General features: G+C 73.6%; 1 protein-coding gene. It reads right to left on the bottom strand.

The window, feature by feature from the left end; all coding sequences use genetic code 11:
* Nucleotides 1–1,132: condensation domain-containing protein (locus H4F98_RS16625; RefSeq protein ID WP_246373350.1), on the bottom strand; the 1,132-nt coding region annotated here is incomplete at both ends.

Raw genomic sequence — 1,132 nt, 5'->3', positions numbered from 1 at the left:
GGTCGCCGGCTCGAACAGGTCGCTGGCGTATTCCAGCTCGCCGGCGATGGCGTCACCGTCTTCGTGGAGCGCCAGCGACAGGTCGAAGTGCGACGTCACCCGCGCCTCCGGCAGCGGCTCCAGCTCCAGCCCGTGCAACTGCAGGCGCCCGTCGTCGGGCGTGTTGTTCAGCGACAGCATCGTCTGGAACACCGGGCTGTGCGCCAGCGAACGCACCGGCTGCACCGCCTCCACCACCTGGTCGAACGGCGCGCCCTGGTGCGCGAACCCGCCCAGCGTCGTCTCGCGTACCCGCGACAACAGCGTCGCCACGCTCGCCGACGCCGGCACCGGCACCCGCAACGCCAGCGTGTTGACGAAGAAACCGATCAGACCCTCCAGCTCCGGCCGCGGCCGGTTCGCCACCGGCGTGCCCACCACCACCTCGTCCTGGCCGCTCAAGCGCGACAGCAACGCCGACCAGCCCGCCAGCAGGGTCATGAACAAGGTCGTGCCGTGCCGCTGGCCCAGCCGGCGCAGCGCCCCGGCCACCGACGGTTCGATCCGGAACGCCAAGGTCGCCCCGGCGTGGCTCTGGCGCGTCGGCCGCGCGTGGTCCGTCGGCAGCTCCAGCAGGCCCGGCGCGCCTTCCAGCGCCTGCCGCCAGTACGCCACGTCCGCCGACAGGCTCGCGTCCGAACGCTGCCACAGCGCATAGTCGGCGTACTGCAGGGGCAGCGCCGGCAACGGATCCTCCGTCCCCAGCACGCAGGCTTCGTACAGCGCCCCCAGTTCCCGCACCAGCACCCCGACCGACCAGCCGTCGCTCACGATGTGGTGCTGCGTCACCAGCAGGACGTGCTCGTCGGCCGACAGCCGCAACAGGCGACCGCGGATCAGCGGACCGCTCGACAGGTCGAACGGCGCCGCCGCCTCGGCCGCGAAGCGCGCCGTCGCCGCCGCCTCCCGCTCCGGCGCCGGCAGCGACGACAGGTCGTCTTCCTCCAGCGCGAAGCCCGCCTCCGGCCCGTCGATCACCTGCACCGGCGCGCCCACCTCGGCGCGGAACCGCGTGCGCAGGCTTTCGTGCCGCGCCACGATCCGGTCCAGCGACGTGCGCAGCGCCGCCACGTCCAGGCGGCCCCGCAGGCGC

It is taken from the genome of Marilutibacter spongiae, from assembly GCF_014145325.1.
Classification (GTDB): Bacteria; Pseudomonadota; Gammaproteobacteria; order Xanthomonadales; family Xanthomonadaceae; genus Marilutibacter; species Marilutibacter spongiae.
The sequence above is the reverse complement of the archived record's forward strand: the minus strand, read 5'-3'. Positions and strand labels throughout refer to the sequence as shown.